The sequence below is a fragment of the Pseudomonas sp. TREG-RG-20F-10-E-6-01 genome, from assembly GCF_022662455.1.
Lineage (GTDB): Bacteria > Pseudomonadota > Gammaproteobacteria > Pseudomonadales > Pseudomonadaceae > Aquipseudomonas.
The window spans coordinates 114,034-133,092 of sequence record NZ_JAKNQP010000010.1; the positions used below are offsets into that span (position 1 = coordinate 114,034).

18 protein-coding genes are annotated in these 19,059 nt (G+C 60.8%); 5 read left to right on the plus strand and 13 right to left on the minus strand.

Annotation, left to right across the window (positions count from 1 at the left end; genetic code table 11):
* Positions 1 to 35: 35 nt before the first annotated feature.
* The 10 genes from pgi to dksA form a co-directional block, all read right to left on the minus strand.
* A complete protein-coding gene (gene pgi, locus L8K08_RS24185; protein WP_242200421.1) occupies positions 36 to 1,700 on the minus strand; it encodes a glucose-6-phosphate isomerase in 1,665 nt (554 codons plus the stop codon).
* A 237-nt stretch (positions 1,701 to 1,937) separates the two neighbouring features.
* Positions 1,938 to 2,789: a pantoate--beta-alanine ligase gene (panC, locus tag L8K08_RS24190; protein ID WP_242200423.1), complete on the minus strand. Its 852-nt coding sequence runs from the start codon at positions 2,787 to 2,789 to the stop codon at positions 1,938 to 1,940.
* Entirely contained in the window at positions 2,786 to 3,586 is an 801-nt protein-coding gene (panB, locus tag L8K08_RS24195; RefSeq protein ID WP_145162101.1) for a 3-methyl-2-oxobutanoate hydroxymethyltransferase, read from the minus strand. The genes panC and panB overlap by 4 nt, the downstream gene beginning before the upstream one ends.
* Positions 3,587 to 3,957: 371 nt before the next feature.
* Positions 3,958 to 4,443 (minus strand): 2-amino-4-hydroxy-6-hydroxymethyldihydropteridine diphosphokinase, encoded by a 486-nt coding sequence (gene folK / locus L8K08_RS24200; protein WP_242200425.1) that lies wholly within the window; start codon positions 4,441 to 4,443, stop codon positions 3,958 to 3,960.
* Between the two features lie 2 nt (positions 4,444 to 4,445).
* The gene (locus L8K08_RS24205) at positions 4,446 to 5,849 is read right to left on the minus strand and encodes a polynucleotide adenylyltransferase PcnB (protein WP_242200427.1); all 1,404 of its coding nucleotides are present in this window, start codon (positions 5,847 to 5,849) and stop codon (positions 4,446 to 4,448) included.
* Between the two features lie 708 nt (positions 5,850 to 6,557).
* A complete protein-coding gene (locus L8K08_RS24210; RefSeq protein WP_145162098.1) occupies positions 6,558 to 7,997 on the minus strand; it encodes a sigma-54 dependent transcriptional regulator in 1,440 nt (479 codons plus the stop codon).
* A 22-nt stretch (positions 7,998 to 8,019) separates the two neighbouring features.
* Complete coding sequence (locus L8K08_RS24215; RefSeq protein ID WP_162530298.1) at positions 8,020 to 10,974, minus strand: sensor histidine kinase; 2,955 nt, start codon at positions 10,972 to 10,974, stop codon at positions 8,020 to 8,022.
* Complete coding sequence (locus L8K08_RS24220; protein WP_003176118.1) at positions 10,958 to 11,134, minus strand: hypothetical protein; 177 nt, start codon at positions 11,132 to 11,134, stop codon at positions 10,958 to 10,960. Before L8K08_RS24220 ends, L8K08_RS24215 begins: the two co-directional genes overlap by 17 nt.
* 62 nt (positions 11,135 to 11,196) lie before the next feature.
* Entirely contained in the window at positions 11,197 to 12,084 is an 888-nt protein-coding gene (gluQRS, locus tag L8K08_RS24225) for a tRNA glutamyl-Q(34) synthetase GluQRS (protein ID WP_145162096.1), read from the minus strand.
* Between the two features lie 83 nt (positions 12,085 to 12,167).
* Positions 12,168 to 12,608 (minus strand): RNA polymerase-binding protein DksA, encoded by a 441-nt coding sequence (gene dksA / locus L8K08_RS24230; protein ID WP_034100675.1) that lies wholly within the window; start codon positions 12,606 to 12,608, stop codon positions 12,168 to 12,170.
* Between the two features lie 320 nt (positions 12,609 to 12,928).
* Here dksA and L8K08_RS24235 point away from each other — a divergent pair, with 320 nt between their 5' ends.
* Complete coding sequence (locus L8K08_RS24235; RefSeq protein ID WP_106579238.1) at positions 12,929 to 14,101, plus strand: pyridoxal phosphate-dependent aminotransferase; 1,173 nt, start codon at positions 12,929 to 12,931, stop codon at positions 14,099 to 14,101.
* Positions 14,101 to 14,814 (plus strand): DNA/RNA nuclease SfsA, encoded by a 714-nt coding sequence (gene sfsA, locus L8K08_RS24240; RefSeq protein ID WP_242200429.1) that lies wholly within the window; start codon positions 14,101 to 14,103, stop codon positions 14,812 to 14,814. The genes L8K08_RS24235 and sfsA overlap by 1 nt, the downstream gene beginning before the upstream one ends.
* Here the strand turns inward: sfsA and L8K08_RS24245 are convergent.
* Positions 14,811 to 15,128 carry a Rieske 2Fe-2S domain-containing protein gene (locus tag L8K08_RS24245; RefSeq protein WP_145162090.1) on the minus strand — a complete coding sequence of 106 codons (318 nt, stop codon included), beginning with the start codon at positions 15,126 to 15,128 and terminating at the stop codon, positions 14,811 to 14,813. The genes sfsA and L8K08_RS24245 overlap by 4 nt on opposite strands.
* A gap of 83 nt (positions 15,129 to 15,211) precedes the next feature.
* On the opposite strand from L8K08_RS24245, the gene L8K08_RS24250 reads away from it, so the two are divergent.
* Genes L8K08_RS24250 through L8K08_RS24260 form a run of 3 tightly spaced genes read left to right on the plus strand, consistent with a single transcriptional unit; the run spans position 15,212 to position 17,891 of the window.
* A complete protein-coding gene (locus tag L8K08_RS24250; RefSeq protein ID WP_242200431.1) occupies positions 15,212 to 16,090 on the plus strand; it encodes an ABC transporter substrate-binding protein in 879 nt (292 codons plus the stop codon).
* A 50-nt stretch (positions 16,091 to 16,140) separates the two neighbouring features.
* Positions 16,141 to 17,124 (plus strand): iron ABC transporter permease, encoded by a 984-nt coding sequence (locus L8K08_RS24255; RefSeq protein WP_242200447.1) that lies wholly within the window; start codon positions 16,141 to 16,143, stop codon positions 17,122 to 17,124.
* Positions 17,124 to 17,891 (plus strand): heme ABC transporter ATP-binding protein, encoded by a 768-nt coding sequence (locus L8K08_RS24260; RefSeq protein WP_242200433.1) that lies wholly within the window; start codon positions 17,124 to 17,126, stop codon positions 17,889 to 17,891. Before L8K08_RS24255 ends, L8K08_RS24260 begins: the two co-directional genes overlap by 1 nt.
* A 255-nt stretch (positions 17,892 to 18,146) precedes the next feature.
* Here L8K08_RS24260 and L8K08_RS24265 read toward each other — a convergent pair whose 3' ends face one another.
* Complete coding sequence (locus L8K08_RS24265; protein WP_010562703.1) at positions 18,147 to 18,419, minus strand: TfoX/Sxy family protein; 273 nt, start codon at positions 18,417 to 18,419, stop codon at positions 18,147 to 18,149.
* 203 nt (positions 18,420 to 18,622) lie between these two features.
* Positions 18,623 to 18,967 carry a pentapeptide repeat-containing protein gene (locus tag L8K08_RS24270; RefSeq protein ID WP_106579232.1) on the minus strand — a complete coding sequence of 115 codons (345 nt, stop codon included), beginning with the start codon at positions 18,965 to 18,967 and terminating at the stop codon, positions 18,623 to 18,625.
* Positions 18,968 to 19,059 lie beyond the last annotated feature (92 nt).

Consider the following 19,059-nt stretch of genomic DNA (forward strand, 5'->3'; position numbering starts at 1 on the left):
ACGTCCAAACGGACGTTGGCCTTGGTTTACCGGCTTCAGCCGCGGTGACGACCGCGGAAGTAGTTGATCAGGCCTTGGGTCGAAGCATCCTCGGCCGAGGTTTCTTCGGCGCCGGTCAGACGGTTATACACGCCTTTGCCCAGCTCTTTGCCCAACTCCACACCCCATTGGTCGAAGGCGTTGATACCCCAGACCACGCTTTGTACAAACACTTTGTGTTCATACATAGCCACCAGTGCGCCCAGGCGGCGCGGGCTGATGCGTTCAACCACAATGGTGTTGCTCGGACGGTTGCCCGGGATGACCTTGTGCGGGGCCAGCTTCTGCACTTCGGCTTCGGCAACGCCCTTCTCACGCAACTCGGCTTCGGCTTCGCTGCGGGTTTTGCCGAGCATCAGTGCCTGGCTTTGAGACAGGCAGTTGGCGTACAGCCACTGATGGTGGTCGGACACCGGGTTGAAGCTGACAATCGGCACAATGAAGTCGGCCGGAATCAGTTGGGTCCCCTGGTGCAGCAACTGGTGGTAGGCGTGCTGGCCGTTGCACCCTACGCCGCCCCAGATGACCGGGCCGGTATCGGTGGACACTGGCGTACCGTCCTGGCGCACACTCTTGCCGTTGGATTCCATGTCCAACTGTTGCAAGTGTTTGGTGATGTTGCGCAGGTAGTGGTCGTACGGCAGGATCGCGTGGCTCTGCGCACCCCAGAAGTTGCCGTACCACACGCCCAGCAGACCCAGCAGCACGGGCATGTTGGCTTCGAATGGGGCGTTCTGGAAATGCTGGTCCATGGTGTAGGCACCGGACAGCAGTTCCTTGAAGTTGGACATGCCGATCGCCAGGGCAATCGGCAAGCCGATGGCCGACCACAGCGAGTAACGCCCGCCCACCCAGTCCCACATCGGGAAGATGTTTTCTTCGCGGATACCGAAGGCCACGGCCGCGGCGTTGTTGCTTGAGACGGCGATGAAGTGGCGATACAGCTCGGCTTCCGAGCCACCCTGGGCCAGGTACCAGGCGCGGGCGGCCTGGGCGTTTTTCAGGGTTTCCAGGGTGTTGAAGGATTTTGACGAGACGATAAACAGCGTGGTCTCGGCGCGCAGCTTCTGGGTCAGCTCGTGGAACTCGCTGCCGTCAATGTTCGCCAGGTAGTGGCAGCGCACACCTTTGTGGGCGTAGGACAACAGCGCTTCGGAGACCAGCTCCGGGCCGAGGAACGAGCCACCGATGCCGATGTTCACCACGTCGGTGATCGGCTTCTCGGTGTAACCGCGCCACAGGCCATCATGGATGCGGCCGACCAGGTCAGTGATCTGGTTCAGCACCTTGTGCACGTCCGGCATGATGTTCACGCCGTTGACCGACAACTTGTCGCCAACCGGGCGACGCAGTGCGGTGTGCAGGGCCGGACGGCCTTCGGAGGAGTTGACCGGCTCGCCAGCGTAGAGCGCGTTGATCGCGTCTTTAAGGCCGACTTCATTGGCCAGGTCGACAAGCAAGGCGCGCGTTTGGGCAGTGATGAGGTTTTTCGAGTAATCGAGGAAAAGCCCGCAGCTGCTCAAGGTGAATTGGGAAAAGCGCTGGGGATCGGCATTGAATGCGTCGCGCATGCTGAAATCCTGCATGGCTTGGCGATGTTTATCGAGCGCTTGCCAAGCGGGCAGAGCGGTAACGTCATGAGGAGTGCGGTAATACGCCATCGCTGCGGGTTTCCTTTTTATTACGGGGACTTGCCTTTAGGACACTTCTAAATCCGGAACGTCCAGTCTTTCATCAGGCGTTGGGTTCCGGTCAGCGCCAACAATGGCACAGGGCGTTTACATTAAACCTAGCGTGTCGATATGTCTTGGCTTTGTCTGCGCTGTAGCCGGTACTTTTTTATACCGGCACAGCGGGGAGGGCAACAAGCGCGCTTTTTTGAGGGAGAAAAGGCGAGGTCAGGCCAGGGTCAGGTGCAGGTTGTCGATCAGGCGTGTGGCGCCCAAGTACGCGGCCACCAGGATCACTACATCGCGATCCTCTGGCGTGGCGGGACGCAGGTGCACACCTTGGCGCACTTCCAGGTAATCCATGCGCAATCCGGCCGCTTCGATCTGCTGGATCTGCTCGGCACGCAGCTTGGCGAAATCGTGGTCGCCGCCTTTGATGGCGGCGGCAATCTGGCTGAGGCTGCGGTACAGCACCGGCGCGATGGCGCGTTGCTCTTCGCTGAGGTAACCGTTGCGCGAAGACAGCGCGAGACCGTCAGCGGCACGCACGGTGGGCTCGCCGATGATCTGGATGGGCATGTTCAGGTCATGCACCATGGCGCGAATCACTGCCAGTTGCTGATAATCCTTCTGGCCAAACACGGCCATATCCGGCTGGACCATGTTGAACAGCTTGCTGACCACCGTCGCGACACCTTCGAAGTGCCCGGGGCGGCTGGCGCCGCAGAGGCCTTCGGACAGTTGCGGGACGCTGACGCGGGTCTGGCCGGTCATGCCGCCGGGGTACATTTCTTCGACGGTGGGCGCGAACAGCAGGTTGCAACCGGCTTGCAGCAGCTTTTCCTGATCGGCAGCCAGGGTGCGAGGGTATTTGTCCAGGTCTTCGCCGGCACCGAACTGCAACGGGTTGACGAAGATACTCGCCACCACGAAATCCGATTGCTGGGCGGCCTTGGTCACGAGGGTGGCGTGGCCGCTGTGCAGGTTGCCCATGGTGGGCACAAAGCCAATGCGCTTGCCGGCGCTGCGCGCGTGGGCGACTGCAGCGCGCAGTTCTCGTACGGTTTTAACGGTGTTCATGCAGAGAATCCGTGTTCGGCGCCTGGGAAAGTAACGGCTTTGACTTCGTCGACGTAAGCGCTCAACGCGGCCTGGATGCTGTCTTTACCTGCCATGAAGTTTTTCACGAACTTGGGTGCCCGCCCGGTCAGCGACAGGCCGAGCATGTCATGCAAGACCAGAACCTGGCCGTCTGTGGCAGAGCCCGCGCCGATGCCGATTACCGGCACTTTGACTGCCTGGGTGATCTCTGCCGCCAATTCGCTCGGTACGCATTCGAGCAGGATCATCGCGGCACCGGCTTGTTCCAGGGCGATGGCATCCGCGCGCATCTGACGCGCCTGGGCTTCATTGCGGCCTTGTACCTTGTAACCGCCGAGGATGTTCACTGACTGTGGCGTCAGGCCCATGTGCACGCACACCGGCACACCGCGCTCGGCCAGCAGGCGGATCGACTCGGCCAGCCATACGGCGCCTTCGACCTTGATCATGTGCGCGCCGGCCTGCATCAGTTTGCCGGCGTTCTGAAAGGTCTGTTCCAGCGTGGCGTAACCCATGAACGGCAGGTCGGCGATGATGAAAGCGCCATCGTTACCGCGCTTGACGCTGGCGGTGTGGTAGGCGAGTTCATCGGTGGTGACGGGCAGGGTGCTGTCATTCCCTTGAAGAACCATGCCCAGCGAGTCGCCTATCAACAGCACTTCGACACCGGCCTGGCAACTGGCGTGGGCGAAGGTGGCGTCGTAGCACGTCAGCATGGTGATTTTTTCACCTTTGAGCTTGAGGCTCTGCAAGGTGGTCAGGGTAATGTCTGGCATGAAAAGGGTCCTCGTTCAGGCGCTTGGAAACAGCGAGTAACGCGCGTGAGTCTTCGTTTATACAGGCGCACCGTCTTGAGAGCAGTGCTTATAAGGCCTGGATTGCGCCCTTCAGCGCCGGGTTGGCGGCAGCGGGACGCCTATAGTCGTGATGAGGACTCGGGAAGTCAATTGGATGTGTTACCGCATTGTTACGATGGCGGTGTTACCGCTGTTACTGACGCGATTCAGCACGTAGAAGACCGCTTTTGATGGCCTGCGAGATCAAATGTGGGAGCGGGCTTGCTCGCGAATGCGGTGGGTCAGTCAAAGCCTGTAGCGACTGGATCACCGCATTCGCGAGCAAGCTCGTTTTCCCAAAGGGGGCTGCATCAGGCGGTAGAGAGGCGTTCCAGGCCGACAAACGGGCAGGCCTTCAACAGCTCCGCGAGCGTTCGGCCGTCGGGCAGCTGCAACTCAGCGGGGGCCAGTTCGGCCAGCGGGTACAGCACGAACGCGCGCAGGTGCAGCTGGTAGTGCGGCACTGTGAGGCGCGGCTCGTCGATCAGGCGATCGCCAAACAGCAGGATATCCAGGTCCAGCGTACGCGGGCCCCAACGCTCGAGACGTTCGCGGCCCTGGCCGTTTTCGATGGCTTGCAGTGCATCGAGCAGCGCCAGTGGCGCAAGGCTGCTGTCCAAGGCCGCGACCGCATTGGTATAGCGCGGCTGACCGGGGAGCAGGGAGTCACTCTGATAGAAGTCGGACACACCGACGAGGGCGGTGCCTGGCAATAACGCCAACGCCGCAATGGCGCTGCGCAATTGCTGGTCCGGGGCAGCGAGGTTGCTGCCCATACCGATGTAGATACGTTCCACGTTTATTCGCCTGCAGCGTCCGAGGCATCGGCAGACGTGCGTTTGCGCTTGCTGGAGCTGCGACGACGCTTCTTCGGCCCATCGCTGGCGCCATCACCTTTGCTGCCAAGGTCACGAATCATGTCGCGGCGCTGGCTGTCGTTGGCGTCCTGGTAGTCGGTCCACCATTCGCCCAGGCCGTCGGTTTGCTCGCCGGCGCTTTCGCGCAGCAACAGGAAGTCGTAGCCAGCGCGGAAGCGCGGGTTGTCCAGCAGCAGGTCGGCGCGTTTGCCGCTGCGCCGTGGCAGGCGCTCCTGCATGTCCCAGATCTCGCGGATCGGCAGGGTGAAACGTTTCGGAATGGCGATGCGTTGGCATTGCTCGGCGATCAGCTCGTGCGCAGCTTCCTGCATGGCAGGAATCGGCGGCATGCCACGGTCCTGCAGGCGCAGTACGCGTTTGGGCAGGGCCGGCCACAACAAGGCGGCAAACAGGAACGCCGGGGTCACCGGTTTGTTCTGTTTGATGCGCAGGTCGGTATTGATCAAGGCTTCGCTGATCAGCGTGTGGGTGTACGTCGGGTTGTATTCCAGAGCCTCGGCGCTGGCCGGGAACAGTGGGTCGAACAACTGCAGGTCGACGAGCATTTCGAAAGTGTCGGCGGCGTACCCCGAGAGGAACAGCTTGAGCACTTCCTCGAACAGGCGTGCCGAAGGAATTTCCCGCAGCATGGGCGCCAGGTCGCGAATCGGCGCGGCCGTGTGTTTCTCGATACCGAAATTCAGCTTGGCGGCAAAACGCACCGCTCGCAGCATGCGCACAGGGTCTTCCTGGTAGCGCTGCGTCGGGTCGCCGATCAAACGGATCAGGTTGTTGCGAATGTCGTGTACGCCATTGGCGTAATCAAGGATGCGCTCGCTGACCGGGTCGTAATACAAGGCGTTGATGGTGAAGTCGCGGCGTTGCGCGTCTTCTTCCAGGGTGCCATAGACGTTGTCGCGCAGGATGCGGCCGCTTTCGTTGCGGGAAGACTGGTTGGTGTCTTCCTCTTCATCGTTTTGCGGGTGGCCGGCGCGGAACGTGGCGACCTCGATGATTTCGCGGCCGAAGTGGATATGCACCAACTTGAACCGGCGACCGATGATTCGCGCGTTGCGAAATTCGGCACGCACTTGCTCGGGCGTGGCGCTGGTGGCGACGTCGAAATCCTTGGGCGTGATATTGAGCATCATGTCACGTACACAGCCGCCCACCAGATAAGCCTGGTAGCCGGCGTTCTGCAAACGTTCGACGATGTTCACCGCATAGCGGCTGAATTGAGCACGCTGCAATGAATGCTGATTGCTGTTAAGCACTTCAGGCGTGCTGCGAATGTGTTGCGTACGACGCAAGGGAGAACGGAATGACTGGAACAACTTCTTCAGCATGGGATGCACTGTTTGAAGGAATGTTCGGCCATAACGAAGAATGACCGCATGATGGGCGGGGATTCTAGCATTTAGTCGAGGGATGGTGTAGGAACAAGCTGCAGGCCTTGCGCCATAAGCTTAAAAGACAGGGGAACCGGCTAAATGCCGGAAACTACAAGGGGAGCCGAAGCTCCCCCAGAAGTAGTTGCGTGCTCTATTTTTATTATTGATTTCGGGCTTCTTGTTTTTGTTGATCGCCCTCGCCATGAAGCTTCACCTTCATGACACTCCCAATCGGGAGTCAAGAGCAAACGGATTGCTTTGGTCGCTGTGTTGCTGATCTACGATCCAACCAGTTCAGGCTCTGCCTTAGGGCAGTTTTTGTTGTTCTCGGCCTGGTTGCGGGGCAAGCCCCAAATGCAACGCCTCTCCAAAAGAATCAGTTAGCTGCGCCTCCGCCGTGTTGTTTTTATTGTGCGTGAGTCGATACGTCTTATTTTTATTGTCGGGTACTGAGCTTGTTATTGTTTTTGTACTAAGCATATAGCAGGGTGCGTGCCAACTTTTGTGCCGTCCAGCAAAACCGGGGGGTTGAGGCGCTTTCGGCGTTTTCGGGGGCGAAAAAAAGCCGGGGCTTCGTTACCGTAAGCCCCGGCTTTTGTTACGTGAAAATTCAGCGGTAACAGTTTTTTCACATCTGAGGGTGTTACCTGTGGGGGCGCCCCCTCAACTCTCGCTGGCCACGCCGGTCTTGCGACGCGGAATGCCCAGGCGCTGGCGCCGTTCCCACAGGCACTTGCGGCTCACGCCCAGCTTGCGCGCCAGCTCGGTTTCGGTCATGTGGTCCTGGTGCTCAAGGACGAAATGCTGGAAGTAATCTTCCAGTGACAAATCTTCCGTCGGCTCGTGGCTGGTATTGCTACCGCCGCCCTGTTGTGGGGCCAGGCCGATGAAATCGTCGTCTTCCAGGTCACTCAACTCGATGTCGATGCCCAGCAGCTCGGCGGAAATCTCCGGGCTCTCCGACAGAATCACCGCACGCTCGACCGCGTTCTCCAGCTCTCGCACGTTACCCGGCCACGAATAGTGACGAATCGCCTGCTCGGCGTCCGGGGCAAACTTGAGGTCGGTACGGTTGATCCGCGCGCTCTGGCGCAGCAGGAAGGCGCTGGCGATTTCGTTGACGTCGGCACCACGCTCACGCAGGGCCGGCAGCTTGAGGGCGATCACGTGCAGGCGGTAATACAAGTCTTCACGGAACTGGCCGATCTTGGCCAGGCTCTTGAGGTCGCGGTGGGTCGCGGCGATCAGGCGAACATCGACCTTTTGCGATTGCACCGAACCTACGCGGCGAATTTCGCCTTCCTGCAACACGCGCAGCAAGCGCGCCTGGGCTTCCAGCGGCAGTTCGCCGATTTCGTCGAGGAACAAGGTGCCGCCGTCCGCCGCTTCGACCAGGCCCGCACGCCCGGCGCTGGCGCCGGTAAACGCGCCTTTTTCGTGGCCGAACAGTTCGGACTCGATCAGCGATTCAGGAATCGCCGCGCAGTTCACCGAAATCATCGGCGCCTTGGCGCGTTTGGACAGGTTGTGCAGCGCGCGTGCGACCAGTTCTTTACCGGTGCCCGACTCGCCCTGAATCAATACATTGGAGTCGGTGGGCGCGACTTTGCGAATCTTGCTGTACAGGTCCTGCATCGGTGGGCAGGAGCCGATAATGCCGATTTCGCCATTGCTGTTGTTGACGCCGGGCTTGTCCGCACCGCTCGCGGTCTTGCCGGCGGGGCGCTGTTCGGCGGGCGCGCTGCTGGCCGACTGACGGTCGCGCAGAATGCGGGCCACGGCTTGCAGCATTTCGTCGTGGTCGAAAGGCTTAGCGATGTAATCCACCGCGCCCATCTTCATCGAGTCCACCGCCGAACGCAGGCTGGCGTAACTGGTCATGATCAGCACCGGCGTGCCCTGGCCAAGCTTGATCAGCTCGGTGCCTGGCGCGCCCGGCAAACGCAGGTCGCTGACAATCAGGTCGAACGTGGGAATGCTGAATCGCTCTTGGGCTTCCTGCACCGAGCCGGCTTCGCTGACCTGATACTGATTACGTTCAAGCAGGCGACGCAAGGCAGAGCGGATAATTGTTTCGTCTTCGACGATCAAAATGTGCGGCATTGATTCAATTCTCTCGACGGTCTCAGTTCACAGCGGACGTCGCTTCGACATGACGCGGCAAGGTCACCCGAATACGGGTGCCGCGTTGGCTTTCGGTGTCAGCCGGGCTGTCGATGGTGATTTGTCCATAATGCTCTTCAACGATGGAATAGACCAGTGCAAGGCCCAGACCGGTACCTTCACCCGGGTCCTTGGTGGTGAAGAAAGGTTCGAACAATCGGTCCATGATGTTCTGTGGAATACCGCTGCCTTCATCCTCCACGATCAGATCGACCGTGTGCTCGAAAGCCTCGCTCTTGACGCGTACCGCGCTGTGCGGCGGGGACGCGTCACGGGCGTTGGACAGCAAGTTGATCAACACCTGCGCCAAGCGTTGGGAATCGCCGTCGACCCAGTGGTCCGGGTCGCACAGATTGAAGAACTGTACTTCGAAATTGCGCCGGTTCAAGGCCAGCAGCCCAATGGCATCCTGCGCGACTTCGGCCAGGCACACGGCCTCGTCCTGATTCTGATGAGCGCCGGCATGGGCGAAGCTCATCAACGACTGCACGATGCGTGAAACGCGCTTGGTCTGCTCAAGGATCTGCCCGCTGATTTCGGTGATTTCGCCGTCCTCTTCGCGCTCTTCCCGCAGGTTCTGCGCCAGGCAGGCGATACCGGTGATCGGGTTGCCAATCTCGTGGGCCACGCCTGCCGCCAAACGACCAATGCTGGCCAGGCGCTCGGAGTGCACCAGCTTGTCTTCGAGCATTTGCGTGTCGGTCAAGTCTTCCACCAGCAGCACCAGGCCGCTGTTGCCGGGTGCCAGCGGTTCGTCGATCGCCGCTTTGTGCAGGTTGAGCCACCGCGTCTGGCCGTCGAGTGCCAAGTGCTGCTTGTGCAAATGCTCGTCGGGCAGGTTGATAAAGCCCTGCAGCAGTTCTTTCCACGGATCGCCCAGGGTGTTCAGGCGCGAACCCACTACCCGCTGGGCGGCGATGCCGGTCAATTCTTCCATGGCCTTGTTCCACATCAGGATCTCTTGATCCTTGGCCAGGGAGCACACGCCCATCGGCAGTTCCTGCAGGGTCTGGCGGTGGTAGCGGCGCAGCGCGTCGAGTTCGGCGGCAAGGCCGGTGAGGCGCGAGTGGTAATCCTCCAGCCGGCTCTCGATGAAATGGATGTCTTCGGTGACGTAGTTTTCGCCGCCAGCCTTGTAGGGCAAGAACGTTTCGACCATGTCCTGGGACACGCTTGGCCCCATCAGCCCGGACAGGTTGGCCTCGATACGGTCACGCAAGCGTCGCAGCGCATACGGGCGGCGCTCGTCGAACGGCAGGTAGAGGTCGCGCAGTGCCTGTTCGACTTCCTTTTGCGCGGCCTTCGCACCCAGCGGCTTGGCCAGTTGCGTGGCGAACTCCTGGGGTGAGGCGGCATGCAGCTCGCGGCGTTGCGGGCGGCGCACGTTGTCCACCGCGCAGGCTTCGGCGGCGCTGGTTTCTTCGGGGCTGGCGTTGGTGAACAGTGAGATCAAGGTGAACATCAACACGTTGGCAGCCAGTGAAGCGATGGCGGCCATGTGCCAACTGGTGTCGTCCAGCACGTAAATCATGTTCAGCAACGGAATGTAGAAACCCTGCAGGTTGCCGACCAGCGGCAACAGCATGGTAACGATCCACACCAGAATCCCCGCCAGCAGGCCGGCGATAAACCCGCGGCGATTAGCGGTCGGCCAGTACAGCACCGACAATACGCCCGGCAGGAACTGCAAGGTGGCAACGAACGCGACAATGCCGAGGTTGGCAAGGTCTTGCCCGGCGCCCAGCAACAGGTAGAAGCCATAACCGGCCATGATGATCGCGACGATCAGCGCGCGGCGCGTCCACTTCAGCCAGCGGTAGATGTTGCCTTCGGCCGGCGGCTGATACAGCGGCAACACCAGGTGGTTGAGCGCCATGCCCGACAACGCGAGCGTGGTCACGATGATCAAGCCGCTGGCCGCCGACAAACCGCCGACGTACGCCAGCAACGCCAGGGATTTGCTGTTGGCGGCAATGCCGACGCCGAGGGTGAAGTATTCCGGGTTGGTGGTTGCGCCCAGCTTGAGGCCGGCCCACAGGATCAGCGGCACCGCCAGGCTCATCAGCAGCAGGAACAGCGGCAAGCCCCAGCTTGCACTCACTAATGAGCGCGGATTGAGGTTCTCGGTGAAGGTCATGTGGTACATGTGCGGCATCACAATCGCCGAAGCGAAGAACACCAGCAACAGCGTGCGCCATGGGCCTTCCTGCAACGGCGTGTGCAGGGCGGCGAGGGCGGTCTGGTTTTGCAGCAGCCACAGCTCCAGCTGTTGCGGGCCGTCGAACACGCCATACAGCGCATACAGGCCGACGCCGCCGATGGCGATCAGCTTGATCACCGACTCAAAGGCAATCGCAAACACCAGGCCCTCGTGTTTTTCACGGGTGGCGATATGGCGCGAACCGAAGAAAATCGTGAACAGGGTGATCAGCGCGCAAAAAGCCAGCGCGACGCGATGTTGCACGGGCTCACGGGTCAGGATGCTGATGGAATCTGCCACGGCCTGGATCTGCAGGGCCAGCAGCGGCAACACGCCGAGCAACATGAAAATCGTGGTCAGCGCGCCGGCCCAGGTGCTGCGAAAACGGAAGGCAAACAGGTCCGCCAGGGATGACAGCTGGTAGGTACGGGTGATTTTCAGGATCGGGTACAGCAACACTGGCGCCAGCAGGAATGCGCCGGACACCCCAAGGTAACTGGACAGAAAGCCGTAGCCGTACTGATAGGCCAGGCCCACGGTGCCATAAAACGCCCAGGCGCTGGCGTAAACGCCCAGGGACAAGGTGTAGGTCAACGGATGGCGAATGATCGCCCGCGGAATCATTCCGCGCTCACTGATCCAGGCCACGGCGAACAGCGCGGCCAGGTAGGCGGCGCTGATCAGCAGCATCTGGGTGAGGCTAAAGCTCATCGGCATCTTTTTGGCTCTGCAGGATGAAGGTCACGACGATCAGGATCAGCCACAGCAGATAAGGGCGATACCAGGCGCCCGTGGCGTCGATCCACCAATCCATGATGGCGGGGGAAAACAGGTAGATCCCGACGACCAGCAGCAGGACCAATCGATAGATGTACATGTTGGCCTCTGATTAAAAAACTGCGGCGATGGTAACGGATGGCTGGCAAGCTGCAAGCGCCTTCAGCGCAATTGCGCTTCGGCCAGCGTGAGTGTGCGCGGGATCAGGGTTGCATCCCAGTGCGCAATGCCCCAATCGAGCAGTTCCCGTGGGCTGGCGTGCAGCAGTTCAGCGCCGGCGGGCTGGCCGAGGGCGCGCAATGCCCTTAACAGCAAAGGCGTGGCCTGGTCCGGTGTCAACGGCGGGGAACGGTAGGTTTTGCCCAACTTGTTACCGTCCGGCTGCACGATCAACGGCACGTGCAGGTAGCGCGGCTGGCGCAGGCCCAGCAGTTCTTGCAGGTAGAGCTGGCGTGGCGTGGAATCGAGCAGGTCGGCACCGCGCACGATGTCGGTCACACCTTGCCAGGCGTCGTCGAGCACGACGGCCAATTGATAGGCATACAAGCCGTCGCGGCGACGGATGACGAAATCGCCTGCGTCGCGGCCCAGGTGCTGTCGGAATTCGCCCTGTACGCGGTCGGTAAAGTGGTATTCCAGCTCGGGTACGCGCAGGCGAATGGCCGCGTCGTGCTGATCGTGCCCGGCATTGCGGCATAAACCAGGGTAAATCCCGTGGTAGGGCTCCAGCTGTTTGCGCGAGCATGTGCAGGCGTAGGCCAGGCCGTGGTTGAACAGGCCGTCGAGGACTTTGGCGTAGGCGTCATGCCGCTCGCTTTGTCGGACCAGTTCGCCATCCCACTCAAAGCCGTAGCTTTCCAGGGCGTGCAGGATCGCCGTCTGGGCGCCGGGTTCTTCACGCGGTGGGTCGAGGTCTTCCATGCGCATCAGCCAGCGGCCGTGATTGGCGCGGGCATCGAGGTAGGAAGCGAGGGCGGCAACCAGCGAGCCGAAATGCAAATGGCCGCTGGGCGTGGGGGCGAAACGCCCGATATAGGTAGAGGCTGTCATGGGCCGGATACTACTGGAAAATCGGTAAACGCCAGAAACAAAAATGGGGCGTTTGCACGCCCCATTCGTTCAGCCCGGCAGGATTACTTGCCGACCTGTTTTTCCTTGATTTCAGCCAAGGTTTTGCAGTCTACGCACAGGTCCGCGGTTGGGCGGGCTTCCAGGCGGCGAATACCAATCTCGACGCCGCAGGATTCGCACCAGCCATATTCCTCGTCTTCGATCAGTTGCAGCGTTTTGTCGATTTTCTTGATCAGCTTGCGTTCACGATCACGGGCGCGCAGTTCGAGGGCGAATTCCTCTTCCTGGCTGGCACGGTCTGCCGGGTCCGGGAAGTTGGCGGCTTCGTCCTTCATGTGGTCAACGGTGCGGTCGACCTCTTGCATCAAGTCCTGCTTCCACTTTTGCAGGATCTTGGTGAAGTGCTGGCGCATGGGCTTGCCCATGTACTCCTCACCTTTCGTTTCGACGTAAGGTGTGAAGCCACTGAGGCTCTGCTGCTGTTGCTTTGCTTGGGTGGACATGAATAGACCGCCTCTCACTCTTCTAATCCATTGCGCAGGATTGCAACGTCACCGACACCTGCCGGCCCTGCGGCTGCAAGCGGGCGAACTTACCAGATAGATTCGGGGTGCGCCACTCCCGGTTGTCGAGGCCCAACTTGGCGGGGGTGCAAACTGCAACAGCCCGCCATGGCTGGGTATAGTGTGTCTCGAATGTTGATTTTAGTCGTTTTGCAAGCGCTTGCTCGGTTCGTCATGGACGGCCGAGCAGGCAATAGAGCATGTTTTACCGCGAGGGTTCGGTAGAATCCTGATTTTGTCCTCACCGTTAAGGAAGGCTAATGGCTCAGCCCTACAGTGCGCGCAGTCGCGCCATCGAACCTTTTCATGTCATGGCGCTGCTGGCGCGAGCCAATGAGCTGCAGGCAGCCGGCCATGACGTGATCCACCTGGAAATCGGCGAGCCGGATTTCACCACGGCCGAGCCCATCATCCAGGCCGGCCAGGCGGCGCTGGCCAACGGTAAGACCCGCTACACCGCAGCGCGCGGGTTGCCGGAGTTGCGCGAGGCCATCAGCGGTTTCTACCAGCAGCGTTACGGGCTGAACATCGATCCTGAGCGCATTCTGATCACCCCTGGTGGTTCCGGTGCGTTGCTGCTGGCGAGCAGCCTGCTGGTCGATCCGGGCAAACATTGGTTGCTCGCCGACCCGGGCTATCCGTGCAACCGACATTTTCTGCGCTTGGTGGAAGGCGCGGCGCAGCTGGTGCCGGTTGGCCCGGACGTGCGCTACCAATTGACCGCCGAGTTGGTGGCCAAACATTGGGACCAGGACAGCGTAGGCGCGTTGGTCGCTTCCCCGGCCAACCCCACCGGCACGATCCTTACACGGGACGAGTTGGCAGGGTTGTCCAGCGCAATCAAGGCGCGCGACGGCCACTTGGTGGTGGACGAGATCTATCACGGCCTCACGTACGGCACCGATGCCGCCAGCGTGCTGGAAGTGGACGACGACGCGTTCGTCCTGAATAGTTTTTCGAAGTATTTCGGCATGACCGGCTGGCGCCTGGGTTGGCTGGTGGCGCCGCCCGCTGCGGTGGGTGAATTGGAAAAGCTCGCGCAAAACCTCTACATCAGCGCGCCGAGCATGGCCCAGTACGCGGCACTGGCGTGTTTTACCCCGCAAACGTTGAGCATTCTGGAGCAGCGCCGCGCCGAATTCGGTCGCCGTAGGGATTTCCTGCTGCCGGCCCTGCGCGAACTTGGATTCGGGATCGCCGTGGAGCCGGAAGGGGCATTCTATTTGTATGCCGATATCAGCGCGTTCGGCGGTGATGCCTTCGCGTTCTGTCGGCATTTCCTCGAAACCGAACACGTGGCGTTTACGCCCGGGCTGGATTTTGGCCGCTATCAAGCCGGCCACCATGTGCGTTTTGCCTACACGCAAAATATCGATCGGCTACAACAGGCGGTAGAGCGTATCGCCCGTGGTTTGCGGAGCTGGCAAGGCTGATGCGTTTTCATCCTCCTCTCGAAGAAGCGCGGCTGATCCGCCGCTACAAGCGTTTTCTCACCGATATCGAAACCGTTACCGGCGAGTTGCTGACGATTCACTGCCCGAACACCGGCTCGATGCTCAATTGCATGGTGGAGGGCGGCCAGGTCTGGTTCAGTCGCTCCACGGACCCCAAGCGCAAGTTGCCCGGCACCTGGGAAATTGCCGAAACGCCGCAGGGGCGGCTGGCGTGCGTCAACACGGCGCGCGCCAACCAATTGGTCGAGGAGGCGTTGCGCGCGGGGGTGATCACTGAGCTCAACGGGTTTACTGCCTTGAAGCGCGAAGTGCCTTATGGCCAGGAAAAAAGCCGCATCGATTTTCGCCTCGATTACCCGCAAGGCGCGGCGTTTGTCGAAGTCAAAAGCGTCACCCTGGGCTTTGATGACACGGCGGTGGCAGCCTTCCCCGATGCGGTGACCCAGCGCGGCGCCAAGCACCTGCGCGAGTTGGCGCACCTGGCGCGTGACGGGGTGCGGGCGGTGCAGTTGTATTGCGTCAACCTGTCGGGGATCGAGGCGGTGCGCCCAGCGGTTGAAATCGACGCTGGTTACGCTGCGGCATTGCGTGAGGCCAAGGCCGCCGGTGTGGAGGTATTGGCCTACGGTGTGCGAGTCACGCCTGAGGAAATTGTTGTAGAACGTCGTTTGGATGTACTGATCAGCGACTAGAGTTGCACCCACAGGCCCTGCGCGTCTTCGCGGCCGGGCAGGGCGGTGAGGCTCTGGCCCGCGCAGGGGCCGGCGATGCATTCGCCGCTTTCGATCAGGAACAGCGCGCCGTGAGTGGCGCACTGGATCAGGCTGGCGCTGGTGTCGAGGAACTGATCGGGTTGCCATTCCAGCGCGATGCCGCGATGGGGGCAACGGTTGATATAGAAGTAGGCAACGCCGTCCCGGCGCACGGCCAACAGTTTGCAACCGTCGATCTCGAAGCCGAGGCTGCTGTTGGCTGCAAGGGTGTCGGAGGTGCAGAGAAACTTCATTTCAATCCTTAAGTGCCTTGACGTTCAAATGCAAACAATTATCAAATGCCGGCTTCGCCCCGCCCCTGGAAGGAAACCCTGTTATGCGTCTGAGTACCAGCGCTATTGCGTTTGTTGCCTCACTGCTGGTCCACCACGGGGCGCAAGCCTCTGAACTGCCGCAACGCTGGGTGAGTGCCGGTGGAGCGCTGTCGGAATGGGTGACGGCCTTGGGCGGCGAATCGAAACTGGTGGGCGTGGATACTACCAGCCAGCACCCGGAATCGCTGAAGGCCTTGCCGAGCATAGGTTACCAGCGCCAGTTGTCGGCGGAAGGCATTCTCAGCCTTCGCCCGCAAGTACTGGTCGGCACCGAGGAAATGGGGCCGCCGCCGGTACTTGCGCAAATTCGCGGCGCCGGCGTGCAGGTGGAAATGTTTTCGGCCGAGCCGGACCTGCCAACCCTGAAAGGCAACTTGCAGCACCTTGGCAAGTTGCTGGGCAGTGAGGCTAAAGCCAACGAATTATTTACCGGATATGAACAAGCACTCGAGCAGCAGAAGCGCTGGGTCACTCAGGCCCAGGCCACGCAAAAAACCCCGGGTGTGCTGTTGGTGCTCGGTCATGCGGGCGGCAAGCCGCTGATCGCAGGTAAAGACACCGCCGCCGATTGGCTGTTGCAGCAGGCGGGCGGACGCAACTTGGCCACCCATACCGGCTACAAACCTTTTTCGGTGGAGTCGTTGGCGGGGCTGAGTCCTGATGTGCTGGTATTTGCTGACCGTGCCTTGACCGGCGATGCAGCGCGCGCGGCGCTGTTCAAGGAAAACCCGATTTTGGCCTCAACGCCGGCGGCCGAAAATGGCCGGGTGTTTGAGCTGGACCCCACCCTGCTGGTGGGCGGCCTGGGCCCGCGTGTGCCGCAAAGCCTGGTGCAACTGTCTGCCGGGTTCTATCCGTCCCAGGCTAAACCTGCTCCATGACCCCTCTGGTTAAGCCGAAAACACTGTTTATCGGGCTGGCGCTGTTGTGTGTGTTGGCGACCTGGCTCTCATTAGCCTTGGGGCCGGTCAGCCTGCCGTTGCTGGACACACTCAGGGCCGCGTTGCGCTTGATGGGCGTGCCGATTGCAGCCGACGGCCTGGAGCAGGCCGAATTGATCCTGGGGCAGATTCGCCTGCCGCGCACATTGCTTGGCCTGGCGGTCGGCGGCGTGCTGGCGTTGTCGGGCGTGGCGATGCAGGGGTTGTTCCGTAATCCGCTGGCGGATCCCGGGCTGGTCGGGGTGTCGAGTGGCGCGGCGCTGGGGGCGGCGATTGCGATTGTCGGGGGGTCGTTTTTTGGCGGACTGCCGGATGCGTTCGGGCCTTACCTGCTGTCGCTGTGTGCGTTTCTCGGTGGTTTGGGAGTGACTGCGCTGGTCTATCGCCTGGGGCGCCGTAACGGCCAGACCAATGTTGCGACGATGCTGCTTGCCGGCATCGCGCTCACGGCCCTCGCCAGCTCGGCGGTCGGGCTGTTTACCTATTTGGCCGACGACGCCACTCTGCGCACCCTGACGTTCTGGAACCTGGGCAGCCTCAATGGCGCGAGCTACTCGCGGTTGTGGCCGTTGCTGCTGGTGAGCGCGGGTGTCGCGCTTTGGTTGCCGCGCCGCGCCAAGGCGCTGAATGCCTTGTTGCTGGGTGAGTCCGAGGCCAGCCACCTGGGGATTGATGTGGAAGGGCTCAAGTGTGAGCTGGTGTTCTGCACCGCTTTGGGCGTGGGGGCGGCAGTAGCGGCGGCGGGGATGATCGGGTTTGTCGGGCTGGTGGTCCCGCACTTGGTGCGGTTGCTGGCCGGGCCCGACCATCGTGTGCTGTTGCCAGCCTCGGTGCTGGCCGGCGCGAGTTTGTTGCTGTTTGCAGATTTGGTGGCGCGCCTGGCCTTGGCGCCCGCGGAGTTACCGATCGGCATTGTTACGGCGTTTATCGGTGCGCCGTTTTTTCTTTATCTGTTGTTGCGAGGACGCGCCTGATGCTGCGAGTGGAAGCGCTGCAGATCCGGCGTGGTCGCAAGACTGTGTTGGCCGATGTCAGCCTGGACCTGTTACCGGGCCAGGTACTTGGCGTGCTAGGCCCCAATGGTGCTGGCAAAAGCACCTTGCTCAGCGCGCTGTGCGGTGAGCTGCACCCTGATCAGGGCGCGGTGTGGCTGGATCAGCAGGCGCTCAAGAGCTGGACCGGCCCGCAGCGCGCCCAGCGCTTGGCGGTGTTGCCGCAAACCTCGACCCTGGATTTTGCGTTTCGCGTTGAAGAAGTTGTCGGCATGGGGCGTTTGCCGCATCAGACCGGGCGCGTGCGTGACGACGAGATCATCCGTGCGGCGTTGCAGGCGGCGGACATCAGCCATTTGAGCGGCCGCAGCTACCTGGCGTTGTCTGGCGGGGAGCGCCAACGTGTGCACTTGGCGCGGGTATTGGCGCAACTATGGCCGGGCGAGGCGGGGCAGACGTTGCTGCTGGATGAGCCGACGTCGATGCTTGACCCTTTGCATCAGCACACGACCTTGCAGGCTATTCGCAGTTTTGCCGATCGAGGCGCGGCCGTGCTGGTGATCCTCCATGACCTGAATCTGGCTGCGCGTTACTGTGATCGCATTCTGCTGCTGGAAGGCGGGCGTCCGCATGCCTTGGATACGCCCGCACACGTCTTGCGACCTGAGCCGCTCAAGGCTGTGTTTGGGCTGGATGTGTTGGTGCAGCCGCACCCGGAGCGTGGGCATCCGTTGATTATCGCGCGCTGAGCCTCACGGTTTTATAGGCGTTTTACAGGCAAAAAAAGACCCGGCAAGAGCCGGGTCAAATAACCGTGATTAGCCTGATGAGGAGATAATCTGAGAGTCCGAACCAATGGTCTTTCAGTTATCGGCTGATCTCGCGACCAGTTGTGATAATCATAACGATTCTCATTTGAGAGTCAACATTTGTTTTTGCTCGACCTGCGGATTTTCTCAAACAGGCGTTCGTAATGCCTGTAAACGTTGAGTTTTATCGCTGAGCTAATTCTTCTGACGTGCCGAAATCGCATCCAGCTGGCGGTTCAGCGCTTCCTTTCGCTCCGCGGGAATGTCGTTCCAGTGCACATCCATCAATGCGCCTTCAATGGCGTACAGCAATACCTTCGACGCCCGGAAACCGCGAGTTCGCACTGCCCGGTAGGCATCGACCGCTCCCAGACGGCGCAAGTCGGACGCGCTGTGGATGCCCACCGCATGCAGCCACTGCGCCGACGTCTTGCCAAGGTTTTTCAGGTGTTGCAGCTCATCGTTCATCAAGCCTCCTTGCGACGGCCGAATGGTTCGGTGGGTATCGTGACCAGGCAAGCCTGAAAAGGAGTGTAGCGCTCAGTAGGAAAAGCGTAGTTCTTTGGTCAGGAACGGCTGAAACGCTTATAAGAATGCTCAGGAGGTTTTAAGCAGAGGCACGGCGAACCACCCGGCACACTTGATGCGTAGCCGGGGGCGGGCATATGGCGTCACTTGGTGCGATAGCGCAGGCGAGTACCGAAATTAACCGACATGAGGATTTCGTCGGCGGTCAGTTCAGGTGGAAAGTAGGTGCCGGAAATTTGTGCATGCGCCAGGCTGGCGCCTTCCAGTGAGCAGTCGCGTAGATCCAGGCCACGCAGATCGGCAGAACGGAAATACGCATCGGTGAAATCTACGCCCGTGGCGTTCAGGTCGCGCAAGTCCAGCCCACGAAAGTCACCGCCACGCATGTCGATGCTGCCGTCTTTAGGCCGTTCCTGGTTGAAGCCTCGAATGTCGTCCTTGTGCAGGAGCGCGTAGAGCGGAGTATCAAGAAGCTTGGGCTGACTCATGACGGCGACTCCTGTTGGAATTATGACGCCATTATAGTGCCACTATTGCTCGGTCGTGCACCGTAGATCGGTGACACGACCAAGAAATATTT

Excerpts from the sequence above, each read along its gene's own strand:
- pgi (WP_242200421.1), bottom strand. The coding sequence starts at position 1,700 with ATGGCGTATTACCGCACTCCTCATGACGTTACCGCTCTGCCCGCTTGG.
- panC (WP_242200423.1), bottom strand. The coding sequence starts at position 2,789 with ATGAACACCGTTAAAACCGTACGAGAACTGCGCGCTGCAGTCGCCCAC.
- panB (WP_145162101.1), bottom strand. The coding sequence starts at position 3,586 with ATGCCAGACATTACCCTGACCACCTTGCAGAGCCTCAAGCTCAAAGGT.
- L8K08_RS24205 (WP_242200427.1), bottom strand. The coding sequence starts at position 5,849 with ATGCTGAAGAAGTTGTTCCAGTCATTCCGTTCTCCCTTGCGTCGTACG.
- L8K08_RS24210 (WP_145162098.1), bottom strand. The coding sequence starts at position 7,997 with ATGCCGCACATTTTGATCGTCGAAGACGAAACAATTATCCGCTCTGCC.
- L8K08_RS24215 (WP_162530298.1), bottom strand. The coding sequence starts at position 10,974 with ATGCCGATGAGCTTTAGCCTCACCCAGATGCTGCTGATCAGCGCCGCC.
- L8K08_RS24220 (WP_003176118.1), bottom strand. The coding sequence starts at position 11,134 with ATGTACATCTATCGATTGGTCCTGCTGCTGGTCGTCGGGATCTACCTG.
- gluQRS (WP_145162096.1), bottom strand. The coding sequence starts at position 12,084 with ATGACAGCCTCTACCTATATCGGGCGTTTCGCCCCCACGCCCAGCGGC.
- dksA (WP_034100675.1), bottom strand. The coding sequence starts at position 12,608 with ATGTCCACCCAAGCAAAGCAACAGCAGCAGAGCCTCAGTGGCTTCACA.
- L8K08_RS24235 (WP_106579238.1), top strand. The coding sequence starts at position 12,929 with ATGGCTCAGCCCTACAGTGCGCGCAGTCGCGCCATCGAACCTTTTCAT.
- sfsA (WP_242200429.1), top strand. The coding sequence starts at position 14,101 with ATGCGTTTTCATCCTCCTCTCGAAGAAGCGCGGCTGATCCGCCGCTAC.
- L8K08_RS24245 (WP_145162090.1), bottom strand. The coding sequence starts at position 15,128 with ATGAAGTTTCTCTGCACCTCCGACACCCTTGCAGCCAACAGCAGCCTC.
- L8K08_RS24250 (WP_242200431.1), top strand. The coding sequence starts at position 15,212 with ATGCGTCTGAGTACCAGCGCTATTGCGTTTGTTGCCTCACTGCTGGTC.
- L8K08_RS24260 (WP_242200433.1), top strand. The coding sequence starts at position 17,124 with ATGCTGCGAGTGGAAGCGCTGCAGATCCGGCGTGGTCGCAAGACTGTG.
- L8K08_RS24265 (WP_010562703.1), bottom strand. The coding sequence starts at position 18,419 with ATGAACGATGAGCTGCAACACCTGAAAAACCTTGGCAAGACGTCGGCG.
- L8K08_RS24270 (WP_106579232.1), bottom strand. The coding sequence starts at position 18,967 with ATGAGTCAGCCCAAGCTTCTTGATACTCCGCTCTACGCGCTCCTGCAC.